This is a genomic window from Providencia sneebia DSM 19967 (genome assembly GCF_000314895.2).
Classification (GTDB): Bacteria; Pseudomonadota; Gammaproteobacteria; order Enterobacterales; family Enterobacteriaceae; genus Providencia; species Providencia sneebia.
Map to the genome: position 1 here is coordinate 1364735 of NZ_CM001773.1, position 18993 is coordinate 1383727.

At 39.3% G+C, this 18993-nt stretch carries 15 protein-coding genes and 4 tRNA genes; 18 read left to right on the forward strand and 1 reads right to left on the reverse strand.

The genetic code is table 11. The features are described from left to right. Positions 1-84 precede the first annotated feature (84 nt). From gpt to luxS, 18 genes are all read left to right on the forward strand, one after another. Positions 85-549: a xanthine phosphoribosyltransferase gene (gene gpt / locus OO7_RS05440; protein WP_008914965.1), complete on the forward strand. Its 465-nt coding sequence runs from the start codon at positions 85-87 to the stop codon at positions 547-549. A 227-nt stretch (positions 550-776) separates the two neighbouring features. Next, a complete protein-coding gene (frsA, locus tag OO7_RS05445; RefSeq protein ID WP_008914966.1) occupies positions 777-2027 on the forward strand; it encodes an esterase FrsA in 1251 nt (416 codons plus the stop codon). A 68-nt stretch (positions 2028-2095) separates the two neighbouring features. After that, positions 2096-2497, forward strand: coding sequence for a sigma factor-binding protein Crl (gene crl, locus OO7_RS05450; RefSeq protein WP_008914967.1), 402 nt, complete (start codon positions 2096-2098; stop codon positions 2495-2497). A 109-nt stretch (positions 2498-2606) separates the two neighbouring features. Beyond that, the gene (gene proB / locus OO7_RS05455) at positions 2607-3710 is read left to right on the forward strand and encodes a glutamate 5-kinase (protein WP_008914968.1); all 1104 of its coding nucleotides are present in this window, start codon (positions 2607-2609) and stop codon (positions 3708-3710) included. 2 nt (positions 3711-3712) lie between these two features. After that, entirely contained in the window at positions 3713-4966 is a 1254-nt protein-coding gene (gene proA, locus OO7_RS05460) for a glutamate-5-semialdehyde dehydrogenase (protein WP_008914969.1), read from the forward strand. A gap of 227 nt (positions 4967-5193) precedes the next feature. Then, positions 5194-5691, forward strand: coding sequence for a shikimate kinase AroL (aroL, locus tag OO7_RS05465; protein WP_008914970.1), 498 nt, complete (start codon positions 5194-5196; stop codon positions 5689-5691). A gap of 108 nt (positions 5692-5799) precedes the next feature. Further along, complete coding sequence (aas, locus tag OO7_RS05470) at positions 5800-7944, forward strand: bifunctional acyl-ACP--phospholipid O-acyltransferase/long-chain-fatty-acid--ACP ligase (RefSeq protein WP_008914971.1); 2145 nt, start codon at positions 5800-5802, stop codon at positions 7942-7944. A gap of 4 nt (positions 7945-7948) precedes the next feature. Beyond that, a complete protein-coding gene (gene lplT / locus OO7_RS05475; RefSeq protein ID WP_008914972.1) occupies positions 7949-9142 on the forward strand; it encodes a lysophospholipid transporter LplT in 1194 nt (397 codons plus the stop codon). Positions 9143-9161: 19 nt separating this feature from the next. Beyond that, positions 9162-9677, forward strand: coding sequence for a nicotinamide-nucleotide amidase (pncC, locus tag OO7_RS05480; RefSeq protein WP_008914973.1), 516 nt, complete (start codon positions 9162-9164; stop codon positions 9675-9677). A 93-nt stretch (positions 9678-9770) separates the two neighbouring features. Then, positions 9771-10835, forward strand: coding sequence for a recombinase RecA (gene recA / locus OO7_RS05485; protein ID WP_008914974.1), 1065 nt, complete (start codon positions 9771-9773; stop codon positions 10833-10835). A gap of 325 nt (positions 10836-11160) precedes the next feature. Beyond that, positions 11161-13788 carry an alanine--tRNA ligase gene (gene alaS, locus OO7_RS05490; RefSeq protein WP_008914975.1) on the forward strand — a complete coding sequence of 876 codons (2628 nt, stop codon included), beginning with the start codon at positions 11161-11163 and terminating at the stop codon, positions 13786-13788. 228 nt (positions 13789-14016) lie between these two features. Beyond that, positions 14017-14202 carry a carbon storage regulator CsrA gene (gene csrA, locus OO7_RS05495; protein ID WP_004264815.1) on the forward strand — a complete coding sequence of 62 codons (186 nt, stop codon included), beginning with the start codon at positions 14017-14019 and terminating at the stop codon, positions 14200-14202. Positions 14203-14605: 403 nt separating this feature from the next. Continuing rightward, positions 14606-14698: transfer RNA gene (locus tag OO7_RS05500), tRNA-Ser, on the forward strand. A 12-nt stretch (positions 14699-14710) separates the two neighbouring features. After that, positions 14711-14787: transfer RNA gene (locus OO7_RS05505), tRNA-Arg, on the forward strand. 107 nt (positions 14788-14894) lie between these two features. Next, positions 14895-14971 (forward strand) — tRNA-Arg (locus OO7_RS05510). 117 nt (positions 14972-15088) lie between these two features. Then, a tRNA-Arg gene (locus OO7_RS05515) sits at positions 15089-15165 on the forward strand. Between the two features lie 178 nt (positions 15166-15343). Next, positions 15344-16900, forward strand: coding sequence for a glutamate--cysteine ligase (gene gshA / locus OO7_RS05520; RefSeq protein ID WP_008914976.1), 1557 nt, complete (start codon positions 15344-15346; stop codon positions 16898-16900). Positions 16901-17053: 153 nt separating this feature from the next. Then, on the forward strand, positions 17054-17569 hold the full coding sequence (gene luxS, locus OO7_RS05525; protein WP_008914977.1) for an S-ribosylhomocysteine lyase: 516 nt from the start codon (positions 17054-17056) through the stop codon (positions 17567-17569). Between the two features lie 93 nt (positions 17570-17662). Here luxS and OO7_RS05530 read toward each other — a convergent pair whose 3' ends face one another. Next, positions 17663-18952: a CNNM domain-containing protein gene (locus OO7_RS05530; protein ID WP_043892656.1), complete on the reverse strand. Its 1290-nt coding sequence runs from the start codon at positions 18950-18952 to the stop codon at positions 17663-17665. Positions 18953-18993 lie beyond the last annotated feature (41 nt).

Sequence of the window (18993 nt, forward strand, 5' to 3'; positions counted from 1 at the left end):
CGCTGCGAATCACTATAATCTCGCGCAACCTTTTTTCCGCAAGACACATTTCTGTTTTTACGCATCAGCCGGGACCCAAATTTTATGAGCGAAAAATATGTCGTAACGTGGGATATGTTGCAAATACATGCCCGTAAACTCGCACAACGTTTATTACCTGTAGAACAATGGACAGGGATTATCGCCGTTAGCCGCGGAGGTTTAGTGCCTGGAGCACTTCTAGCTCGCGAATTAGGCATCCGTCATGTTGATACTGTTTGTATCTCAAGCTATGACCATGATAATCAGCGCGAACTTAATATTATTAAGCGTGCAGAAGGTGATGGCGAAGGCTTTATTGTTATTGATGACCTAGTTGATACAGGTGGTACTGCAAAAGCGATTCGCGAGATGTACCCTAAAGCCCATTTTGTGACGATTTTTGCTAAGCCAGAAGGTCGTCCATTAGTTGATGATTATGTCATTGATATCCCGCAAAATACGTGGATTGAACAACCTTGGGATATGGGTGTTGTTTTCATGAAGCCCTTGTGTGAACAAGATAAATAATGTGTGAACAAGATAAATAAGTTTCAAATAATATAAACTAGCGGGCATGGTTTATCCTCCACTAGAAGAACATTTTTATCTAATAAAATTCAATACAAAACGGTATGATAGAGGGAATGCATCAGCATTCCCTTTTTAGTTTTCGCCATCTTTTAAATTGCCAGTGATACGTGATATGCAATTTGGATTATTTGTTCAATAGTTAAGTTAACAAACAGGCTATCAGGATGACTCAACAAAATCTTTCCGAAAAACTGTTCAAACCAAAAATCAAGCAAGTTGAAACATCAACGTTGGTATCTTATCGCGACATGAGCTTTTCAATACTTAAAGATCATTCGGCTTTAAGTGGATCTCAGCACGCAGGCTGGTACCGAATGCTCAACAGACTTTGGTGGATTTGGCGAGGTATTGATGCAATAGAAATTGGTGAAGTTTTGAGTCGGATTGCGGCAATAAATGCAGCACGTAGTAATCCTAATTGGCTTGATACCGTGATTGGTAATATGCGGGGTAATTGGTGTTTTGAATGGTCAAACCAAGCCATGCTCTGGCAACAAAAAGCGTTAAGATTTGAGAATGGTAAAGATGCTAGCCAAGCGTGGTTACATTCAGCAAATTTATATAGCATTGCGGCTTATCCATTTATTAAAGGTGATGAGCTGGCTGATCAAGCTGTGTTACTTGCTTGTAAAGCGTATGATAATGCGGCTCAATTTTCTTTATATAAGCTAAAAAAGCTCTCATTTAAAGTTGATGGTAATAAAGAAGTTTGTGGTTTCCTTCATATTCCTGCAACTGGGCAAGGGCCATTTCCAACAGTAATGATTTGCGGAACATTAGATAGCTTGCAAATTGATTATTGCCAATTCTTTCGCCGTTATCTTGAACCACTTGGTATTGCGATGCTAACACTCGATATGCCTTCAATTGGCTATTCGATTAAATTCAAATTGACTCAAGAAACCAGCGCATTGCATGAACAAGTCGTTCGTCAGTTGGAGACAATTGCTTGGATTGATCATACACGATTTGGCATTATGGGGCTGAAGTTTGGCGCTAATATAGCATTAAGGTTAGCTTATATGTGCCCAGACAGAATAAAAGGCGTTGCTGTTCTAGGTCCTATTGTTCATGGTGTGTTACATGAAGAGAAATATCAGCAAGATATTCCTAAAATGGAAATTGATATTTTTGCGAGCCGTTTAGGTATTTATTATGTCGATGGTGCAGCATTACGCCATGAATTAAGTTGTTATTCTTTAAAAAATCAAGGTCTTCTAGGCCGTAGAACAAATGTGCCAATGATGTCTGTTTATTGGAAAAAAGATATTTATAGTCCGAAAAGTGAGTCAGATCTTATCAGGCGATCATCAATAGATGGCGATGTATTGGAGTTACCCGCTACGCCTGTTTATAAGAATCTTTTAAAAGGATTAAATGAAGTCACTTTGTGGCTAAAAAGTAAAATACTTTAATTTTATTGAATGACTTGCTTATTTTTCAGCATTTGTTAAAAAGGTTCTTCCCAAAATGGAGATCCTTTATGACGTTACAATCTGATTATTTTAATGGAAAATATATAAAGAGGTTCGCGGCATTGGGACCTTATTTAAGAGAAAAACAGTGTGTGAACGGTGGGTATTTTTTTGATAGCTTAACCGTATGTATTAATGCTAATGTAGTGCCAGAAAAACGTGAATTTTGGGGCTGGTGGATGACATTATCTCCAAAAGATAAAGGTTTCGAATATTCATATTATTTGGGAATGTATGATAGCAAGGGGGTTTGGCAGTCGAAATTCTCGAATGATAAAACGGTTATGGAATTAATCGAAAAAAACCTTACCTCCTTTCATCAATCTCTTTCCAAACAACTTTGTGAACTTGAACTCGCTTGCGTTCCATCGTCAAAAATGGCCGAATTTAAATGGCAATTAAGCAAATAAAATTGTTTTAAATTAATTTTTATTTAATTTTGCGTTATGCCTGTTGGCATAACGCGCTCCAACTGATAAAAATGGTACCTATTTTGTTAATCCAAATGGCAGAAAAATGATGAAAAATAGCCAAACACTGGTTGTTAAGCTTGGAACTAGTGTATTGACAGGGGGTTCCCGCCAATTAAATCAAGCACATATTGTTGAATTAGTTAGACAATGTGCACAGCAATATGAAAAAGGGCATCGTATAATTATTGTCACATCGGGCGCAATTGCTGCTGGGCGTGAACATTTAAACTATCCTGAACTTCCCGCAACGATAGCTTCTAAACAGTTACTTGCCGCTGTAGGTCAAAGCCGCTTAATCCAATTATGGGAACGTCTGTTTTCTATTTATGGGATTCATATTGGGCAAATGCTATTAACCCGAGCAGACCTTGAAGACCGCGAACGTTTTTTAAATGCGCGTGATACTTTACAAGCATTATTAGATAACGGAATTGTACCTGTCATTAATGAAAATGATGCAGTTGCAACCGCAGAAATTAAAGTTGGTGATAATGACAACTTATCCGCTTTGGCCGCTATTTTAGGTGATGCAGATAAACTGTTACTCCTGACTGATATTGAAGGCTTATATGATGCTGATCCGCGCAGTAACCCAGAGGCTAAATTAATTCCCGAAGTTTATGGTATTAATGATGAGCTACGCGAAATGGCTGGCGGAAGTGTGACAGGGCTTGGCACTGGTGGCATGGCGACTAAATTGCAAGCCGCTGATGTTGCTGGGCGAGCAGGAATTGATGTTATTATTGCCGCGGGTAATAAGCCTGACGTGATTAATGCCGTAATTGAAGATATTCCTGTAGGCACGCGTTTTTATGGTCAAAAAAATCCAATGGAAAATCGTAAACGTTGGATTTTTGGTGCACCTGCCGCAGGCGATATTTACATTGATGATGGTGCCCAGCTTGCGATTGTAGAAAAAGGAAGTTCATTATTGCCTAAAGGGATCAAAAAGATCGAAGGTGATTTCTCCCGTGGTGCGGTGATCCGCATACGAAATATGGCAGGTAAAGACCTTGCTCACGGCGTCAGTCACTACAATAGTGATGCACTAAGAATGATTGCAGGGCATCATTCACAAGAAATCAGCCAAATTCTTGGCTATGAACATGGCTCTGTTGCAGTCCATCGTGATGATATGATAGTGGGTTAATTATGTTAGAAAAAATGGGAAAAGCGGCTCGAGAAGCCTCATGGCAATTAGCTCAATTAAGTACTAAACAAAAAAATGCAGCTTTAGAGCAAATCGCTGATTTATTAGAACAAGATAGTGCCGAAATTCTTGAAGCTAATGAGCTTGATTTAGTTAAGGCCCGTCAAAGTGATATGAGTGCGGCGCTACAAGATCGCTTATTATTGACCCCAGAGCGTTTAAAGAATATTGCTGATGATGTGAGAAAAGTGTGCCAATTAGCCGATCCCGTTGGACAAGTTATTGATGGTGGGGTGTTAGATAATGGTTTGAATCTACAGCGCAGACGTGTTCCGCTCGGGGTAGTCGGTGTCATTTATGAAGCACGCCCTAATGTTACTGTTGATGTTGCTGCTTTATGCTTAAAAACTGGAAATGCCGCTATTTTGCGTGGTGGTAAAGAGACACATAATACTAATCTTGCAGTCACTAAAGTGATCAAAAAAGCATTAAAAAATAGCGGAATATCCGCAGATGCAATACAAGCGATTAATAACCCAGATCGTGAATTAGTCACGCAACTATTAAAACTGGATCGTTATGTCGATATGCTAATCCCACGCGGTGGGGCGGGGTTACACAAATTATGTAGAGAACAATCAACAATTCCTGTTATCACGGGGGGAATTGGTGTTTGTCATACTTTCGTTGATGAATCTGTCGATTTTAATAAAGCCATCAATGTGCTAATTAATGCAAAAGTTCAGCGTCCAAGTGCTTGTAATTCACTAGAAACTGTTCTCGTTCATCAAAAAATTGCTGCTGATTTTTTACCTTTGTTGAGCCAAAAAATGGCTGAACAAAAAGTCACTTTACATGCAAGTGAACAAGCTATGCCTTATTTGCAGAAAGGCCCAGCTCAGGTTGTTGAAGTGACACCTGAAAATTTGGTCAACGAGTGGTTATCTCTTGATTTGAATGTAGAGATCGTTTCGGGGATTGATGCTGCAATTGACCATATTCGTACTTACGGTACAGCACATTCTGATGCAATATTAACAGAATCTATCAGTCAAGCTGATTACTTTGTTCAACGTGTTGATTCCGCAGCAGTCTATGTCAATGCAAGCACACGTTTTACAGATGGTGGCCAGTTTGGTCTAGGCGCTGAAGTTGCTGTAAGTACTCAAAAATTACATTCTCGCGGTCCTATGGGATTAGATGCCTTAACCACATATAAATGGATTGGCTATGGCAACTTTCTTAATAGAGCTTAAGTGATATATTATCATTTGTGGTGATATATAGATTTTTTAATAAAATAAATCAATAAATTGATTTTTTACGTTTTTATAACCTCGGATAACTATTGGCAAGTCGTGAATATTTATTGATGGTCTGAGCCACACGATCGTGTGGTTTTTGTTTACTGTTTTAGTATGAGCAAGGCAATTGATAACACGTACTTATATAGCTAATAATCATAATGATAGGGTGAATATAGATGTTTTACATTATAGGTCCAAGAGGTGCAGGGAAAACGACCATCGGCAAGAAATTAGCAGAGCACAAAGAGTATAATTTCGTCGATACAGATAAACTTATTGTTGAACGTGCAGGTAAAACCATAGCGCAAATTGTTGAGCAACATGGCTGGGAATATTTTCGTCAATTAGAAAGTGATGTGTTGGAATCACTCTTACAACCTAATCTGATTATTTCTACTGGTGGCGGGATTATTCTTTCTGAAGAAAACCAGCGTGTCATGCGTAACAATGGGACTGTCATCTATTTAAGTACTAGCCCGCAAGTTTTAGCGCAAAGGCTTGCAGCAGAGCCTCAAAATGATCAACGCCCTAGTCTGACGGGCAAATCTATGTTGGAAGAAATAGAAGAAGTTATGTCATATAGAGAGCCACTTTATCGTGCTGCGGCTCATCACGTGGTGGATGCAGGGCTCCCTGTTGAAACAATTATTGAGCAACTATCAAATTTAACTTAAATAAGTGATTTTTGCTGGCTATTTCAGAATAAAGCCACTTAATTTGATTGTGGTTTTAGCTGCATAATTATCAATTCGAATGATAAAGGCAAAATATAGGGAATCATTATGTTAGCAAAGGTTGTTAAGGCAATACTGCGTTTTTTATTTCGGGTGCGAGTTGTTGGTGATACAGATGAGTTATATCAAGACAAATGTCTCATTACACCTAATCATGTTTCATTTCTTGATGGTGTATTAGTTGCCCTATTTTTACCTGTAAAACCCATATTTGCTGTTTATTCAACCGTTGCTACACCAAGAATCATCAAATTATTAAAGCCCTATGCAGATATTATTCCGTTAGATCCCGCTAATCCTCTTGGCATCCGTCATTTAGTTAAAGAAGTTGAAAAAGGTCGTCCGATTGTTATTTTCCCAGAAGGCCGCATCTCTGTTCATGGCTCTTTGATGAAAATTTATGATGGTGCAGCTTTTGTTGCTGCAAAGTCGCAAGCTAAAGTTGTTCCAATCCGCATTGAAGGGGCCGAAAGAAGTCATTTTGGCCGTTTGAAAGGGATCGCACCACTGAAATGGTTCCCGCGAATTACGCTACATATTTTGCCTGCTGAAACTATTCCTATGCCGGAAGCTCCTCGTGCGATTGAGCGCCGCCAGTTAGCGGGAATAAATTTATACAATATTATGAAATCAGCGCGTATGGCTTCTCAGCCCAAAGTAACTTTGGTTGAAGAATTTATTTATAGCGTCAAACGTTTTGGTCGAAAATCACCTTGTATTGAAGATATCAATTTTAAATTAGACAGCTATCAAGGCTTTTTAAAGAAAGTATTAGGTGTTGGGCGTATTATTGAACGTTATACCCATGAAAATGAACGAGTTGGTTTATTGCTTCCAAATACAACGGTGACTGCCGCTGCTATTTTTGGCGCTATGATGCGCGGTCGTATTCCGGCAATGCTTAACTATACCGCTGGTAGTCATGGTATTAGCAATGCGTTAAAAGCTTCTCAAACGAAAGTGATTTTTACCTCACGTCAATTTTTAGAAAAAGGGCGTTTAACACACATTCCTGAGCAGGTTACTGAAGCAAATTGGATTTACCTCGAAGATTTAAAAGATACCGTCACTTGGCAAGATAAGTTATGGATAGTCAAACATTTATTTAATCCAACCAAAGCTATTGTGCCGCGTAAACCAGAAGATGAAGCCATCGTATTATTTACATCGGGTTCAGAAGGAACACCTAAAGGTGTCGCGCATAGCCATGCAAGTATTATGGCGAATGTGGAACAAATTAAAACCATAGCGGACTTTACGCCACGCGACCGTTTTATGTCATCGTTACCGCTATTTCATGCATTTGGTCTGACTGTAGGTCTATTTATTCCTGTTTTTTCGGGGAGCCAAGTATTTCTCTATCCAAGTCCATTACATTATCGCGTTATTCCTGAATTGGTCTATGACAAAAATTGTACCGTTTTATTTGGTACATCAACATTTTTAGCGAATTATGCCCGTTTTGCTCATCAATATGATTTTGCCCGTTTGCGTTATGTTGTTGCTGGTGCAGAAAAATTAACAGATAGCACGAAAAAACTGTGGTTTGATAAATTTGGTATTCGTATTCTGGAAGGCTATGGTGTGACTGAATGTGCACCAATTGTCTCAATTAATGTACCAATGGCGGCGAAAGAAGGTACTGTTGGGCAGATCTTGCCAAAAATGGAAGCGCGTATTATTCCTATTTCAGGTATTGAAAAAGGCGGTAAGTTACAACTTAAAGGTCCTAATATTATGAAAGGGTATTTGCGAGTTGAAGCGCCAGGGATACTGGAAAAACCCGCTGCTGAAAACTTACAAGGTGAACTTGAAGAGGGCTGGTATGATACGGGTGACATTGTTGAATTGGATGAATTAAATTTTTGCACAATTAAAGGCCGAGTAAAGCGCTTTGCAAAATTAGCCGGTGAAATGGTGTCATTAGAAAGTATTGAGCAAATGGTGTCTAGTATTTCACCAAATGCGCAACATGCTGTTGTGACCAAACCTGACAGTAGTAAAGGTGAGGCATTAGTGCTATTTACAACAGATAAAGCCCTAGATAGAAGCGCGCTTTCTTCTGCTGCGAAAAGTAAAGGTTTAACCGAACTCGCTGTTCCACGAGATATTCGTTTTATTAAAGAGTTACCTGTATTAGGCAGCGGTAAAATTGATGTTGCAACCTTAAAGAAATTGGCGATAGAGGACTAAAATCATGCAAAATACCGATGTGCCATTAATGAGCCGAGGTATGAAAGCGGTACTCACATCGCAGTTTCTTTCTGCATTTGCTGATAATGCTTTGTTATTTGCTATTTTAGCGCAGCTTAAGGCTGAATTTTATCCGGAATGGAGCCATCCAATCCTGCAAATGGTATTTGTGTTTACCTACATTGTATTGGCGCCTTTTGTCGGGCAAATAGCAGATAGGTTCTCTAAAGGCCGCGTTATGTTATTTTCTAACCTATTCAAATTTATTGGTGCGTTAGGGATATGTTTAAGCGTAAATCCATTTATTTGTTATGGCTTAGTTGGTATTGGTGCGGCCGCTTATTCACCCGCAAAATACGGCATTTTAGGTGAATTAACGGGCGGTAATAATCTGGTTAAAGCTAACGGGATTATGGAAGCATCAACGATTGCGGCAATTTTGATTGGTTCCGTTATGGGGGGCATTTTATCTGATATTCACCTGTTATTAGCGCTCGTGACTTGTGCTGTATTGTACGCATTAGCTGTTGTGGCTAACTTTTATATTCCGCATTTAGCAGCTGCTCGTCCTGGAACGGGATGGAATATTAAAAAATTACTGACTGATTTTGGTAAAGCTTGTCATACATTATGGCTAAATCAAGAAAGTCGCTTTTCTTTAGTGGGAACGAGTTTATTTTGGGGGGCGGGTGTAACACTACGCTTTTTATTAGTTGCTTGGGTTCCTGTCGCTTTAGGCTTACAAGATAATGCCACTCCAACTTACCTAAATGCAGCTGTTGCCGTTGGTATTGTGATTGGTGCGGGTGTTGCTGCTAAATTTATTACACTAAAAACAGTTTCTCGTTGTATTCCAGCAGGTATTGTTATTGGGGTGATGGTTATCTTCCTTGCACTACAAACTAGCATTATTCCTTCGTATATTATTTTGGCTATATTGGGGATATTTGGTGGATTATTTGTTGTGCCGCTAAATGCATTACTTCAAGAAAAAGGAAAAGAAACCGTTGGGGCGGGTAATGCTATTGCTGTTCAAAACTTAGGTGAAAATAGTGCCATGCTTATCATGCTCGGGCTATATTCTCTTGCTATGAAAGTTGGATTATCTGTCATCAGCGTAGGTATTGGTTTCGGTTCAGTCTTTGCGATTGCGATTGCAGGATTATGGGTTTGGGATCGCGCACGCAAAAAACATTAATGTTAAGGGAAACAATCAAATGAATAATGAGAGCCACCTCGAAACATTAAGTATTCAGCTTGGCCAATATTTAAAGCAGCAAGGTAAAACTATCACCTGTGCAGAATCATGCACAGGTGGATGGATTGCAAAAGTATTGACGGATATAGCGGGTAGTTCAGATTATTTTCATCGGGGTTTTGTCACTTATAGTAATGAAGCAAAACATCAAATGGTTGGTGTGTCAGAAGAGGCTTTACAGCAATTTGGTGCAGTGAGTCAGCAGGTTGTTGCTGAAATGGCGCTTGGCGCATTAAATGAAGCTGATGCAGATTTTGCTATTTCTGTCAGTGGAATCGCGGGGCCCGGTGGCGGGAGCGCTGAAAAACCGGTTGGAACTGTATGGTTTGGTTTTGCATATAAATCACCAGTAGGCCAGCCCGATGTGATGACAAAACAGTGTGTGTTTCAAGGTGACAGAAATTTAGTTCGTTTTCAATCAACAAGTTATGCTCTTGAAACGCTTTTACAAATCATAAATGAAAAATCCGCTTGATACTGTATGATTATACAGTATAATTGCTTTTAATAATCCGAATTCAATCGTTCAATTCGCAGTGGGAAAAGCATTGCATTAATGGGAGTGAACATGGCTATTGATGAAAACAAACAAAAAGCCTTAGCAGCAGCGTTAGGGCAAATTGAAAAACAATTTGGTAAAGGCTCCATTATGCGTCTGGGCGAAGACCGTTCGATGGATGTTGAAACAATTTCAACCGGCTCTTTATCTCTTGATGTTGCTTTAGGTGCTGGTGGCTTGCCATTAGGTCGTATTGTTGAAATATATGGACCAGAATCATCAGGTAAAACAACACTAACATTACAAGTTATTGCAGCAGCTCAACGTAGCGGTAAAACGTGTGCCTTTATTGATGCGGAACATGCTTTAGATCCCATCTATGCGAAAAAACTTGGCGTTGATATTGATAATTTATTGTGTTCTCAGCCTGATACAGGTGAACAAGCATTAGAAATTTGTGATGCTTTAACGCGCTCTGGTGCTGTTGACGTTATTATTGTGGACTCTGTTGCAGCTTTGACACCAAAAGCAGAAATTGAAGGTGAAATTGGTGATTCTCATATGGGCTTAGCGGCGCGTATGATGAGCCAAGCAATGCGTAAGCTCGCGGGTAACCTAAAAACTTCAAATACCTTACTGATCTTTATTAACCAAATTCGTATGAAAATTGGGGTGATGTTTGGTAACCCAGAAACCACTACTGGTGGTAATGCGTTAAAATTCTATGCTTCTGTCCGATTAGATATTCGCCGTATTGGTGCGGTCAAAAATGGTGACGAAGTGGTTGGTAGCGAAACGCGCGTAAAAGTTGTTAAAAATAAGGTTGCAGCGCCATTCAAACAAGCTGAATTCCAAATTCTATATGGCGAAGGTATCAACACTTATGGTGAACTTATTGACCTAGGTGTTAAGCATAAGCTGATTGAAAAAGCGGGTGCTTGGTATAGCTATAATGGCGATAAGATTGGTCAAGGTAAAGCAAATTCAACAACTTATCTAAAAGAACATCCAGCAATTGCAGATGAAATTGATAAGAAATTACGTGAAATGTTGCTAAATCATACTGGTGAGTTCAGCAGTGCGGCTACTGATTTCATTGAAGATTCAGAAGAGCAAGCACCTGAAGAATTTTAATCCAATTTTATTTATTAGCTAAATAAATTGACTAAAAACGCCACTCTATAATGAGTGGCGTTTTTTTGCTTTTCATTTGCGGTATAATGATCAAGTACTTTGCTTTTCTATGGAAAAATAGTGTACAGCAAGGTATAAACATACTTTCAGAAAATATGAAGACGCTTTACAATGAAAGCCATGAATAGGTATACCTAGATTTTACTTCTATACAAAGAGACTTTATCTTATCAGTCACTTTTTAATCGGAGAGTTGATTAGAGGTGATGTTATATACCATCTCAACAATTCGTAATTCAGTTTCCAGCTTGATATCGGGATAAATATGAGTAAAAGCACCGCTGAGATCCGTCAAGCGTTTCTCGACTTTTTTCATACAAAAGGTCATCAGGTGGTAAATAGCAGCTCGCTAGTACCAAATAATGACCCAACTTTATTGTTCACTAACGCAGGGATGAACCAGTTCAAAGATGTTTTTCTTGGACTGGATAAAAGAGCATATTCCCGAGCGACAACTGCACAAAGATGTGTGCGGGCAGGTGGTAAACATAACGATTTAGAAAATGTAGGCTATACAGCTCGCCATCACACATTTTTTGAAATGCTCGGTAATTTCAGTTTTGGTGATTACTTTAAGCATGATGCTATTAATTTTGCTTGGGAATTACTGACAGGCAAAGAGTGGTTCAATTTACCGAAAGAAAAATTGTGGGTTACCGTCTATGAGACTGATGATGAAGCCTATGAAATTTGGAATAAAGAAATTGGTATTCCGGTAGAGCGCATCATTCGTATTGGTGATAATAAAGGCGCACCTTTTGCATCTGATAATTTCTGGCAGATGGGAGACACTGGTCCTTGTGGTCCTTGCACAGAAATTTTTTATGATCATGGTGATCATATTTGGGGTGGACCTCCAGGAAGCCCTGAAGAAGATGGTGATCGTTATATTGAAATTTGGAATATCGTTTTCATGCAGTTTAATCGCCAATCTGATGGCCGCATGGAACCTTTACCTAAGCCTTCTGTTGATACAGGTATGGGGCTGGAGCGTATCGCGGCTGTTTTACAGCATGTAAATTCCAACTATGATATTGATATTTTCCGCGATCTCATTGCCGCCGCTGCCGCCGTTACTGGCGCTACAGATTTATCAAATAAATCACTTCGCGTTATTGCTGACCATATTCGTTCATGTGCGTTCCTAGTGAGTGATGGCGTTATTCCATCCAATGAAGGACGTGGTTACGTTTTACGTCGTATTATTCGCCGAGCTGTCCGTCATGGTTACATGCTGGGTGCTAAGGATACATTTTTCTACAAACTCGTTGCGCCACTGATTAAAGTCATGGGCCCTGCGGCGGATGAATTACAGCGCCAGCAAGCAACAGTAGAAAAAGTTTTACAAACAGAAGAAGAACAATTCGCTCGTACATTAGAGCGTGGACTTCAACTATTAGATGAAGAGCTAGCTTCACTAAAAGGAGACACACTTGAAGGTGAAACGGCATTCCGTTTGTATGATACTTATGGTTTCCCTATTGATTTGACCGCAGATGTTTGCCGTGAACGCAATATCAAAGTTGATGAAGAAGGCTTTGAGCGTGCAATGGAAGATCAACGCCGTCGTGCGAGAGAATCGAGTGGCTTTGGTGCTGATTACAACTCATTGATTAAAGTTGAAAAACGTAGCGAATTTTCTGGCTATACTGATAATGAACAGTTAGCCACTATCACTGCGATTTATAAAGATGGTCAACCTATTGATTCATTAAAAACGGGTGAAGAAGGACTTGTCATCCTTGATAAAACAGCATTCTATGCTGAATCAGGTGGTCAAGTCGGTGATATCGGTACTTTACAAAATGAAAGTGGCAATTTTGTTGTCACGGATACCCAAAAATATGGTCAAGCGATTGGGCATATTGGTAAGGTCGAGTCCGGTATTTTAGTTGTTAATCATCGTATTGATGCCAAAATTAATGCAGAAAGGCGCGATGCTATTCGCCTAAATCACTCGGCAACTCATCTATTGCATGCTGCATTACGTCAAGTTCTGGGTACGCATGTTTCACAAAAAGGTTCTTTAGTTAACGATAAATATCTCCGTTTTGACTTCTCTCATTTTCAAGCGATGACACCAGCTCAACTGCGTGAAGTTGAAGATATTGTTAATGCTCAAATCCGCAATAATACGCCAATTGAAACTGAATTGATGGATTTAGAAGATGCGAAAGCCAAAGGTGCTATGGCGCTATTTGGTGAAAAATATGAAGAGCATGTTCGTGTCCTGAGTATGGGCGATTTCTCTATTGAACTATGCGGTGGTACTCATGCTAGCCGCACGGGCGATATTGGACTATTCCGTATTTTAAGTGAATCTGGTACAGCGGCGGGTGTTCGTCGTATTGAAGCGACAACAGGTGAGGGTGCTCTTGAAAATGTGCATAGCCAATCTGATCAACTAAATGCTATTGCGCATTTATTGAAAGGAGATATGGCAAGCCTTGTTGAAAAAGTAAAAGCTTCATTGGAGAAATCTCGCCAATTAGAAAAAGAAATTTTGCAGCTAAAAGATCAACAAGCATCTCAAGAAAGTGCTTCATTGAGCAATCAAGCTAAAGATATCAATGGGATAAAATTACTGGTTAGCCAACTTGGTGATACTGAACCTAAGTTGTTAAGAACTATGGTTGATGACCTTAAAAATCAGCTGAAGTCAGCTATTATCGTGCTTTCAACAACAAGTGGTGATAAAGTCAGTATAATTGTTGGTGTAACTAATGATTTGACTGCTAAAATAAAAGCGGGTGATTTAATATCTTATGTCGCACAGCAAGTGGGTGGAAAAGGTGGTGGTCGTCCTGATATGGCCCAAGCCGGTGGTACTGATGTCAGTGCTGTTCCAGCTGCTATGGCAAGTGTAGAAGAGTGGGTAAGCTCACGTCTATAAGCACTTCCCAAAGTTGCCTCATATAAAGTGAGGCGACTTTGTCTGTTGCAACATTGTTAATATGTGATGGGTAGTGTTATATTTTGTGAGTATATAATTAAAGTGACTTGCCTTGATGGCATCAATGCTTTAGGTGTATATCATTGCTTTACGTTTTCACGGTGTGTGATGGACAATAGCGCGGGAAACCTAAAGACCCGACTCTTTTAATAATTCAAGGAGCAAAGAATGCTTATTCTGACTCGTCGAGTTGGTGAAACACTTATGATAGGCGATGAGGTAACAGTGACTGTGCTGGGAGTGAAAGGCAACCAAGTTCGTATTGGTGTTAATGCTCCAAAAGAAGTTTCTGTTCACCGTGAAGAGATTTATCAACGGATCCAGGCCGAAAAGACTCAACCAGACAACCAATAATATAATAACGAATAAGCGTCCAGAAATTGATCCACACAGCAAAGATGGGCGCTTGTCTTTCATTTCTTAGTTTAATTCCAATTTTTTTCTTTCCCCTTGATTGCCACTTTATTTCTAAAATCATTTTATTCATCTAAAATAACTATAAATTGCTAAATGAAAATTGAATTTAGTGATGAAAAATCATCATTGATGACAATTTTCAAAGATTAAAAATAACCAATTTAACTAGCGATTTATTAAAAATTAGATGATAAACTAGTCATCTTGTTTGTGAAATGTGCAAACAGTCATTAGAAAGCAAAAAGTTTGGAAAAATTGTTTGACTTCTAAGACTAGGAAAGTAATATGTGCGCCACACAGAGACGAGATGTTGAAAAACAAATCGTGTGTAACTAAAAACGGTGAGGTGGCCGAGAGGCTGAAGGCGCTCCCCTGCTAAGGGAGTATGCGGTCAAAAGCTGCATCGAGGGTTCGAATCCCTCCCTCACCGCCATTTTAGATTGCTGCATCCGTAGCTCAGCTGGATAGAGTACTCGGCTACGAACCGAGCGGTCGGAGGTTCGAATCCTCCCGGATGCACCATATTTTAACCCTATGAGTAAATCTGATGGGGTTTATTTTGGTTTTTTAGTAACCAAAAATTAAGCAGTAATCGTAATTAAGCACTAACTAATCAGTAATTTTGTTATGCATCCGTAGCTCAGCTGGATAGAGTACTCGGCTACGAACCGAGCGGTCGGAGGTTCGAATCCTCCCGGATGCACCATCTATTAGTTATCCTTTAATTCAAACGACTCTTCATTGTTTAGTTATAAATATATAACGTTATAACTAAGTCGTCATTACCTGCTAATTATCGAATTTAAGTTTTTAAATGCTTTATGCATCCGTAGCTCAGCTGGATAGAGTACTCGGCTACGAACCGAGCGGTCGGAGGTTCGAATCCTCCCGGATGCACCATTCTTATGAAGAAGCCCCTCTATTGAGGGGCTTTTTTGTATCTGCAATCTCTGCGGTGCAGAGGCTTTTCTAATAACTTCACAGATAAACCACACATCTAGACAGCGACAATTTCCTCTAATTACGCTAAAGTAATCTCCTTACTAAAATAAAATGACAACACAGGCGGGAGGTCGACTTGATCCCGGACGTATCTAAAGCGCTTTCATGGTTAGAGGCGCACCCAGAGGCACTAAAAGGTATCCAGCGCGGTATCGAACGTGAAACACTACGTGTCACTCCGAATGGTTCTATTGCAGAAACTTTACATCCGGAAGAACTGGGGAAAGCATTAACACATAAATGGATCACGACAGATTTTGCTGAAGCTTTACTGGAGTTTATTACCCCGGTAGATAAAAGTATTAGTCATAACTTAGCTTTTCTTCGCGATTTGCATCGCTATACTGCGCGCCATCTTCATAATGAAAGAATGTGGCCACTTAGCATGCCTTGTTTTATCGAAAACGAGGATAAAATCACACTGGCGCAGTATGGTGAATCAAATATTGGCCGCTTTAAAAATTTGTATCGAGAAGGCTTGAAAAGCCGTTATGGCGCTTTAATGCAAACTATTGCTGGCGTTCATTATAATTTCTCGTTACCCATTGAGTTTTGGCAAGCTTGGGCTGGCGTAGAAGATGCGCAAAGTGGCAAAGAAAAAATTTCTGAAGGTTACTTAAGGCTCATCAGAAATTATTATCGTTTTGGTTGGGTAATTCCTTATCTATTCGGTGCATCGCCTGCTATTTGCGGTTCTTTCCTTAAAGATAGAGATACGAAATTAACCTTCGACAAAACGAAAAATGGCACTTATTACTTACCTTATGCAACATCGCTGAGAATGAGTGATTTGGGCTATACTAATAAGTCTCAGAGCGATTTAAACATTACATTTAATGATTTAGATAGTTATGTTGCAGGTTTGAAAAGAGCTATTCATAAGCCTTCTGAAGAGTTTGCTGAACTGGGTGTGAAAAAAGACGGCAAATACATTCAGCTCAACACAAATGTTTTGCAGATAGAAAATGAGCTTTATGCTCCAATTCGCCCTAAACGTGTACCTAAAGGGGATGAATCACCTTCTGATGCATTATTGCGTGGTGGTATTGAGTATATTGAGGTGAGAGCTTTAGATATTAATCCATTTAGTGCTATTGGTGTTGATGAAACTCAAACGCGTTTTCTCGATCTCTTTTTGATCTGGTGTGTATTAGCTGATGCTCCAGAAATGAGTTCTCAAGAATTAGACTGTAGCCGCCAGAATTGGAATCGCGTTATTCTGGAAGGGCGTAAACCAGGGCAGGTGATTGGTTTTGGTTGTGGTAGCGAAACGAAGCCATTAGTTGAAGTTGGTCAAACTCTCTTTCAAGATTTGATCCGCGTGGCTGAAGTACTTGATACTTGCTGTGATGCAAAATATCAAGATGTTTGTCACCAATTTGTCTCTATGTTTGAAGATCCAACCCTGACTTACTCTGCATTAGTTATGGACAAAATGGTGGAGAAAGGCATTGGTGGTTATGGTTTAGAACTTGCCGATAAATATTATCAGCAATTGATTCATGAACCTTATGAAGTCATCACTGAAGCACAATTTGAAGCCGCCCGCATAGCTTCTCTAGAAAAACAAGCTATGATTGAAGAGGAAGATGCGGAAAGTTTTGAAGATTATTTGCATAAGCACGCAGGGTGATAAAAGAAAATGGCCACACAGTGGTGGCCAAATAAAAAATCTCTTAGAGAATTAGGGATGATAACAATTTGCGCGTCTTTCAATAAGTAAGACTAGTTAATTTAAAAATAGTTTCATTTTTTTATAAAAGTTGTTTTTTCAGGAGGTCAAGAAATGCCGTTATTGGACAGTTTTACTGTGGATCATACGCGTATGGCTGCACCTGCCGTTCGTGTGGCAAAAACCATGAATACGCCGAGCGGGGATACTATTACAGTATTCGATTTACGCTTTACAGTTCCTAATAAAGAAATTATGTCAGAAAAAGGTACGCATACTCTAGAGCATTTATTTGCTGGATTTATGCGTGACCATTTAAATGGCAATGGCGTTGAGATCATTGATATCTCTCCAATGGGTTGCCGTACAGGTTTCTACATGAGCTTGATTGGTGAGCCAGATGAGCAACGCGTGGCAAGTGCTTGGAAAGCAGCAATGCAAGATGTATTGAAAGTTAAGGATCAAAATAAGATACCTGAGCTCAATATCTATCAATGTGGTACTTGCAAAATGCATTCACTTGAAGAAGCCCAAGAAATTGCACGTAAAGTAGTGGCAGCTGAGATCCTCATTAATAAAAACGATGAGCTTGCATTGCCAGCTGAAAAACTAACTGAGCTACACATTTAGTCGTTAGTTAATGCTTTATGTTATAAATTAGTACGGGTTATATAAAGAGAGGCCGCATCTTTTAAGTCAATTAAGATGCGGTTTTTTTATGAGCTAAAAATGTGTTGGGGTACTATTCTCTTTATGTAAGGGGATAATTTTAACTTGCTTGATGATATTGTCGCTTATAGAAAGCACTTCAACCAAATAGTTTGAAATAGTGAGCTGTTCGCCTTCCTTAGGGATATCACCAATCGCTTCCAATACCATGCCATTGACTGTTCTAGGTCCATCAATAGGAAGATGCCAATCAAACGCTTTATTGAGATCTCGAATATTAGCGGTTCCATCAACCAGAACACTGCCATCACTTTGAGGAAGAACTTCTTCTGTTAATGAAGGTGACATTGATGTTGTAAAATCACCGACAATTTCCTCCAAAATATCTTCTACAGTAATAAGTCCTTGAATTTCACCATATTCATCAACAATAAGGCCAATTTTTTCTTTATTGTGTTGAAAATTGATTAACTGAACACTTAATGGTGTGCTATTTGGAATAAAATAAATATTGTCTGCGGCTTTAATTAAATTCTGTTTATTGAACTCATTTTTTTCCATCATCATGCGGTAGGCTTCACGCACTCGTAAAATACCAATTGCATCATCCAGAGAATCCCGATATAGCACGATACGGCCATGGGGTGAGTGGGTAAGCTGCCTAATAACAGATTTCCAATCATCATTGACATCAATGCCAAAAATTTCATTTCTGGGCAACATAATGTCACTAACCGTCACTTTTTCGAGATCAAGAATAGAGATAAGCATGTCTTGATTGCGGCGAGTTAATTTTGCTTTTGATTCATTAACAATGGTACGAAGCTCATCTTTACTGACAGCATCACTACGAATAGAGGGGGATTTTATCCCAAAAATGCGCATAAAAATCAGTGTGATTTCATTAAATGCCCAGACAATCGGCAACATGATTTTTTGTAGTGGTTTTAAAATATAACTACTTGGGAAAGCAACTTTTTCGGGATAAAGTGCCGCAATTGTTTTCGGTAAAACCTCTGCAAACACAAGGATAACAAAAGTCAAAATCCCCGTCGCAATCGCCACCCCAGCATTGCCATACAAACGCATTCCCAAAATAGTAGCGAGTGATGAAGCGATAATATTAATCAAGTTGTTACCAATAAGAACTAAACTGATTAATTTGTCTGGGTGACTAAGCAGTTTTTCAACACGTTTTGCCGATTTATTACCTTGTTTAGCAAGGTGTTTTAAACGGTAGCGATTCAGCGTCATCATACTCGTTTCAGACGCCGAAAAGTAAGCCGAAAGAATAATTAAAATGATCAGTGTTATGATGAGCGTACCAGTCGATACGTGATCCAAAACGAGATTCCTTATCGCTTAATTAATAAGCTGATTTTACA

Coding starts and splice junctions, on each gene's coding strand:
- gpt (WP_008914965.1), top strand. CDS start 85: ATGAGCGAAAAATATGTCGTAACGTGGGATATGTTGCAAATACATGCC.
- frsA (WP_008914966.1), top strand. CDS start 777: ATGACTCAACAAAATCTTTCCGAAAAACTGTTCAAACCAAAAATCAAG.
- crl (WP_008914967.1), top strand. CDS start 2,096: ATGACGTTACAATCTGATTATTTTAATGGAAAATATATAAAGAGGTTC.
- proB (WP_008914968.1), top strand. CDS start 2,607: ATGAAAAATAGCCAAACACTGGTTGTTAAGCTTGGAACTAGTGTATTG.
- proA (WP_008914969.1), top strand. CDS start 3,713: ATGTTAGAAAAAATGGGAAAAGCGGCTCGAGAAGCCTCATGGCAATTA.
- aroL (WP_008914970.1), top strand. CDS start 5,194: ATGTTTTACATTATAGGTCCAAGAGGTGCAGGGAAAACGACCATCGGC.
- aas (WP_008914971.1), top strand. CDS start 5,800: ATGTTAGCAAAGGTTGTTAAGGCAATACTGCGTTTTTTATTTCGGGTG.
- lplT (WP_008914972.1), top strand. CDS start 7,949: ATGCAAAATACCGATGTGCCATTAATGAGCCGAGGTATGAAAGCGGTA.
- pncC (WP_008914973.1), top strand. CDS start 9,162: ATGAATAATGAGAGCCACCTCGAAACATTAAGTATTCAGCTTGGCCAA.
- recA (WP_008914974.1), top strand. CDS start 9,771: ATGGCTATTGATGAAAACAAACAAAAAGCCTTAGCAGCAGCGTTAGGG.
- alaS (WP_008914975.1), top strand. CDS start 11,161: ATGAGTAAAAGCACCGCTGAGATCCGTCAAGCGTTTCTCGACTTTTTT.
- csrA (WP_004264815.1), top strand. CDS start 14,017: ATGCTTATTCTGACTCGTCGAGTTGGTGAAACACTTATGATAGGCGAT.
- luxS (WP_008914977.1), top strand. CDS start 17,054: ATGCCGTTATTGGACAGTTTTACTGTGGATCATACGCGTATGGCTGCA.